Origin of the sequence: Flavobacterium sp., assembly GCF_049318325.1 — a bacterium.
Taxonomy (GTDB): domain Bacteria; phylum Bacteroidota; class Bacteroidia; order Flavobacteriales; family Flavobacteriaceae; genus Flavobacterium.
The window spans coordinates 1-6,338 of the sequence record NZ_JBMOGQ010000126.1 but is presented as its reverse complement, the minus strand read 5'-3'; the positions used below and the strand labels follow the sequence as shown (position 1 = coordinate 6,338).

Genomic DNA, 6,338 nt, shown 5'->3' with positions numbered 1-6,338 from the left:
TATACAACCAACTTGGAAGATTGGCGAAGGTTTATAGCGGCTATAAATGAGTTATCGCTCAGTGTAAAAGACAACGACAGTGAAGAAAATGAACGACATAAATAAAATGCCATCCGCACATTCAGGCACATTTGCTTGCCCCAACACACGGGCGACCGCTTCGCAAGCAAAAGAGCCTGAATTTTGCCAACGCCCAAATACTGCTGAACTTAAACTGATTGAGGATTAATGACAATTGAGGAAATATATTATTCTGAAGATTTAAGTGTTCGTTCTTTCAACGTCTGTAATGACAATGACTTAAAAGACTTGTCCGCAATTTTAAAACACTATCGTGAAAATAGAACTTTCGATAATCTTAGAAATTGCGGAAGAAAATCTAATGAAGAATTGACAGCATTATGTTTGAAATATACAGATTATGACAGTAATCACTTCTCTGAACCTTTAAAGCCAGAAAAACAACTTATTACGACAATAACTAATTTCACAAGAACCCAAAGAGAAATCGTAAATAGTTTTATCGAGATAAATACAAATAACTTATCCAATAGAAGTAAAAATGCCATAACCTCCTTCCTAAATGGGAATTTAAAAATTCGAAATATAAGTGAGCGAATTTTAGCTAATGACAAATTCAATTTTCAAGACATAAAAAATGTCGGAACAAAAACAGTAACGGAGTTAAAAAGTTTTTTTGATACAATAATAGATTTTATCGAAAAAGTAGCAGAAGTAGAGAACGAAAATGATTTGGTTGCATTGCGAAACAGGTTTTTTATTGAAAAAACATTTTCAATATCATCAATCCCGATTGAAATCCTAGAATCGCAATCAATATTTAGTCTTGTTGATTTTCTAATAAATAAAGATGTAATCTTCGAAAAAAATGAAAACATTATTTTTATCAAAGCCTTTAAACTTTATGACAAGCAACCTGAACTTACTTTAGATGAAATTGCAGAGGAAATAAGTATTTCAAGAGAACGAGTTAGGCAAATACGAAAAGGTATTTTGGAAGATTTATTCAATAATCTTCAATTTGTCAAACAAATTGAAGACGATTTGTATCAAAAATATGGAATTGACGAAAACAAAATGTTAATCAATATTGATGAAGACCTAAATGTTCAAATAAATGAATTCAACGATACAAGTTTTACTAGAGAATTTAACTCAATTCTAATCTATTTATTCTTTTCAGATAAATTTGATCTTATTGGAGAGATTGGTGATGTTTTACAACCCAAGACATTTAATTCAAGAGACCGGCATAATTGGGGTAGCTTTTATTTAGTTGCAAAGGAATTAACTAACCAATTTGATTTTAACAATTTCGTTGATGATATCCATTCACGAATTAATGGTAGAATCGAAGAAACCTACAACTTTCACTTCAAAAGCTACTTAAATAATTTTGTTAAAAATGAAGATAGTTCTATAATATCTTTAGTCTTTCCTGCTGCGGAAAGAATTATTAATCAAGAATTCGATCTTTTAATTGATCTTAATGATGACATTGTTTTCAAAAGAAATACATTAAAAAAAGTTCCTGAATATGCTATCGAAGCTCTAGAAAAATTAAGTGTACCATCGAAAATTGAGGAGATATATAAAATAATTGAAAAAGATTATCCTGGAATCACAAAAAGTCATGATGCATTGAGAGGCAGTTTACAGCGTACATCTGAAATAATATACTTTGGAAGAAGCAGTACCTACGGTTTAAAAAAATGGGAAACTGAAAAAGAGGGAATTAAAGGAGGAACTATAAAAGATATAATATTAGATTATTTGGAGGATAATAATTGCCCCATTCACATATTAGAGCTAGTAAACGAGGTTCACAAATACCGTGAAGAGACAAATGCAAAAAACATAATAACTAATCTTAAACTTGATCCTCAAAAAAACTTTATAATATTTAATCAAGGTTTTATTGGATTAAGTCGTAGATCTTACAATTCAAAACTAAGCGACTTACCAAAATTTTTAGGTAAAAGCATAACGCACTTTATCAAGAAAAACGATAGAATTAACAGGTTAAAAGTTGAAGCATATTTTTCTAATCAATTAGATATAAGTCATAGAAACATGAAATTCATCATAGATTACCTCATTGAACAGCAATTTGTATTTATTGACAATCAAAACAATTTAAGCACATGAAAATAAAAGAAACTAGAGTATTGCAAGAGCAAAGACTGAATGAAATATCAACGGATAAAGGTGTTGATTATGATTCTTTAAAGTCGCTACTTGAATCTGTTAGAACAAAGAAGTTGCTGAAAAGAAATAATTATCATCAGCAAAAAATTAATGATGAAATTGAAAAAGCAACAAAATGAAATTTTCAAACATTGAAATAAATAATTTCAGGCAGTATTACAATTCTGTAAATGTTGACCTTGAAACAAATGATGAAAAGAACATCATAATTATTGGTGGTCGAAACGGATATGGTAAAACAAACTTTTTACTTTCAATCGTGTGGTGCTTATTTGGTGATAAGATTTCGCAGATAGATGAGAATTTCAAAAAAGAGATTCAAAAGGAAAAAAACTATTCTTCCTTTATGCAACAATCTATTAATTCGACAGCCAAAAAAGAAAATAAAACCAAATTCTCAGTAAGTATTAAAATATCAGATATTGAATTACCAGAATTAAGAACACTTAATTCAAATACAGATTCTATTCTTATAAAAAGAACTTTTGATGTTGCTTCAATGAATGAAACTCTTTCAATCATTGATGTCGCATCAAACCTTGAAATATTTGATGATGAAAGTGACAAAATCAATTTTATTAACGATTACATCATTCCTATTGACGCTGCAAAATTTGTATTTTTTGATGCTGAAAAAATAGCAGAAATAGCAAATTTATCAATAAAAGATGAAGGCAGTTTTATTAATGATGCTCTTGGAAAGATTCTTGGTTTAGATACATATGAGACTTTAATTGAGGACATTGAATTTTATATCAATAGTTTGAAAAAAGAAGGAGCATCAAAAAACCTTCAAGAACAAATTATCAATAATGAGAAAGCAATAGAAATATCAGAAGATCAAATAAATAATCTTGAGGAAGAAAATGCAGAAAAACTTAAAGAAATTGACGATTTAAAGAAAAAAATAAGAGAATATGACAATCTAATTTCTCAGCATAGCAAGCAAGGTAATTCTACATTTGATAGAAACGCTGTCATAATTGAAATCGACAAATTAAAGACCAAAGAAGTAGAACTCAATGAACGCTTTAATGAGTTAAGTGAAATTATCCCTCTTGCTATTCTAACTGGGAAACTAGAAGAAGTAAAAGAGCATTTGGAAATTCAAGAAAAAAACGAACTTTCACAAAACTCATCAAAGGAAAACTCAGATAAAATTGAAAACTTTATTGAACTACTTTTCAATAAACCTCCTGAACCAGACAATTCAACAATGTCTTTAAAGGACAAAATGTTTTATTACGAAAAAGCACAAACATTAGGTTCGCAACTATTTAAAGAAAATGGTGAATACTCAGAACTTGAATTTGAACACGACCTTAATAATTCTGAAAAGAAGCTAATAGCAGATGCAATCAATTTGGTTAATACACAATCCAAAGATTTATTTGAAACTATAATTGAAGAATTTAACGAGATAAAAGTAAAACTATCAGATTTAAAGAAAACCCTAAGCAAAGTTGACGCAGATCTTGAAGACGAATTAATTCTTGAGTATTCCTCTAAAAAAGAAACAGCAGATTATAATATTACAGAAAAAAACAGGCAAATTGGTGAGAACAATCAACAAATCACAAAGCTGAGAAGTGATATAGTAAGACTCAAACAACAATTAGTTACTCTAGTTAAAAAAGTTGATATTAATGAACAAAACAAATTGAAAATTCAAAAGAGTAATCAATATATTGTCGTTTTAAATCTGTTTCTTGATGAACAAAAGAATAAGCATAAAGATAGCTTAGAAGAGACAATTCTTTCTGAACTTAAAATTCTTATGCACAAATTGAATAGCGAGCCTAATCAGACTAAATTTATTGAAGATGTAAAGGTTACTATTCTTGCTTCAGGGCAAGGAATGAAAATCACACTTTTTGACCAAGATGATAATGAGATTAGAAAGGAAAGTCTATCATCAGGAGAAAAGCAAATTTATATCTCTTGTTTGATTAAGGCTATTTTAAAAGAATCAGTTAAAAATCTTCCAATTTTCATTGATACACCATTAGGAAGACTTGACGAGGAACACAGAGATAGTATTACTAAAAAATATTATCCAGCACTTTCAGAACAGGTTGTTTTATTCTCTACAAACAGTGAGATAACACCAAAAAGATTCAAAGAGATTTCAGGTAACATTTCAAAATCATATTTGCTTTTCAATGATGGAGTAAATACAAATTTAAAAAGCGGATATTTTAATACAATAAGCAATGATTAGATTCAAAATAGACAACGAAAGCATTGAAATTCTAGATAGAATTACAAATATCTATAATTTCAAAAGAGACACTATTACAGGTAGAATTGCCCTTGCTTTAAGTATTACCAAAGGTAAATTCTTTCACGAAAACGAAAATGGGTTACCGCAAAATGGACGTGAATACACACCAACAAGCAACATTTTTGGTCGCTTAGTAAATGATGCTGATAACTATGTTTTGTACAAAACAATGTTCGATCAACATTATGCAAAAGAGCTTTCTGAAAATGATTTTATTAAACTATACAAATTGCATTTAAGAGATGGTTTAGACCTATGGATTAATGAATTGGAAAAAGGTGATATTACAAAAGGTGATCATATTTCATTTTTATTGAAGCCTATTAAAAATGGACTAACATTAAGATCTAATTCTGTTAAAATAAGTAGTGGAAATGTTCAAATTAATTCAATGAAAGAAATCACTTCTTTACTCTGGTTTGAACTGGGTAAAACGGAAAGTGGTGAAACAATTGAAATTAGAATAAATGACCTAAGAGAGTTTGATAACAGAAATATGGCTATCGCAGGTATGGCAGGTTCAGGCAAAACCCAATTGATGAAAGATATACTTTATCAAATTTCTAAGAATACAAACAATGAGTTGAAGTTTATATTTTTTGATTACAAAGGAGAAGGTAATCCTTCACAATTAAAGCCATTTCTTGATGCAACAAAATGTGAGTTCATTGATATAGTAAATGACAATGGTGTAAAATTCAACCCTTTTCTATCAATTAGTTTGGACGAGAGACAACGACCTTTTAGCATTAAAGCTTTTGTAGATACAATTGCCACCTTTGTTCCAAGCGTTGGTGTTGCTCAAAAAAATATTTTAACAAATGTAATTACTGATCTATTTGATAGTAAAAACGGTTCTTATCCAAGCATTAATGAATTGTTTGAAGCAATAGGAGAATATTACGAAGAAAATAATCGAAGACCAGATACGCTTTTTGCAGGTATTCAAGATTTGACAACTAACATTTTTAATTGTGACCCAAATAATCCAAATATTTTAGACAAGAGCTTGTATTTAAATCTGCCCCCTGCTCTTTCAGACACATTGAGACAGCTTGTTGTGTTTTTGTTATTAAGATATTTCAATACTTATTTTAGCTCGACAAATGACTGCGAACCAGTTGATCATATTTTTCCACTTCGTTATGTAATTGTAATTGACGAGGCACATATTTATTTAAAAAACAAAAATGCAAGAAAAGCACTTGAAGAACTTTTAAGACTTTTAAGATCAAAAGGTGTAATAATAGTAATGTTATCACAAGGGGTTGAAGACTATAAAACGAAAGACTTTGATTTTGCTTCTCAAGTGAAATTACCAATTTGTTTAAATGTTCAGAACAAAGATTATAAGGCAATAAGCAATTTTGTTGGTACACCTAGCAGTAAATACAAACTTGAAACAGAAATCAAAAAATTAGAATCAGGAAAAGGATTAATCAATATTGGAGAACCCAAAATTATCGAGTTAAGACAATGGTGGAAAACGAAAAAAGAGGAAAACATTTAATGCCAATGCTTCACAGCCACACACATTGCCAAGCCGCTCATGCCAACGCTCAAACCCAAGCTTTGCAAAGAGTGTGTCTGTCCAACCGCACGACCCAAACAACCGACAAACCAACGGACGAAAAAGAACACCGAAGCGATAACAGCACCTACCCAAAAGTGGCGGTTCAGTGGTTAAATCAAGCTTTGTGCTTCTATCAAAGTTTGTGCTTGGTTGACAGTGAAGTGCTTCGAAATCGCCACCTTCGGGTAGCTGCAAAACGTCAGACTGTCTAATAACCTCCCATTAAAACATTTAAATTCTCAATAAATTTCA

The 6,338-nt window shown here is 30.2% G+C and carries 4 protein-coding genes; all 4 read left to right on the top strand.

All coding sequences use genetic code 11. The annotated features are described in order from the left end of the window. Positions 1 to 228 precede the first annotated feature (228 nt). Genes ACOYLP_RS10020 through ACOYLP_RS10005 form a run of 4 tightly spaced genes read left to right on the top strand, consistent with a single transcriptional unit; the run spans position 229 to position 6,023 of the window. Positions 229 to 2,169 (top strand): sigma factor-like helix-turn-helix DNA-binding protein, encoded by a 1,941-nt coding sequence (locus ACOYLP_RS10020; RefSeq protein ID WP_422856033.1) that lies wholly within the window; start codon positions 229 to 231, stop codon positions 2,167 to 2,169. After that, the gene (locus ACOYLP_RS10015; RefSeq protein WP_422856032.1) at positions 2,166 to 2,348 is read left to right on the top strand and encodes a DNA modification system-associated small protein; all 183 of its coding nucleotides are present in this window, start codon (positions 2,166 to 2,168) and stop codon (positions 2,346 to 2,348) included. Before ACOYLP_RS10020 ends, ACOYLP_RS10015 begins: the two co-directional genes overlap by 4 nt. After that, entirely contained in the window at positions 2,345 to 4,450 is a 2,106-nt protein-coding gene (dndD, locus tag ACOYLP_RS10010) for a DNA sulfur modification protein DndD (RefSeq protein WP_422856031.1), read from the top strand. Before ACOYLP_RS10015 ends, dndD begins: the two co-directional genes overlap by 4 nt. Then, positions 4,443 to 6,023: a helicase HerA domain-containing protein gene (locus ACOYLP_RS10005; RefSeq protein WP_422856030.1), complete on the top strand. Its 1,581-nt coding sequence runs from the start codon at positions 4,443 to 4,445 to the stop codon at positions 6,021 to 6,023. The genes dndD and ACOYLP_RS10005 overlap by 8 nt, the downstream gene beginning before the upstream one ends. The last annotated feature ends 315 nt before the right edge of the window (positions 6,024 to 6,338 follow it).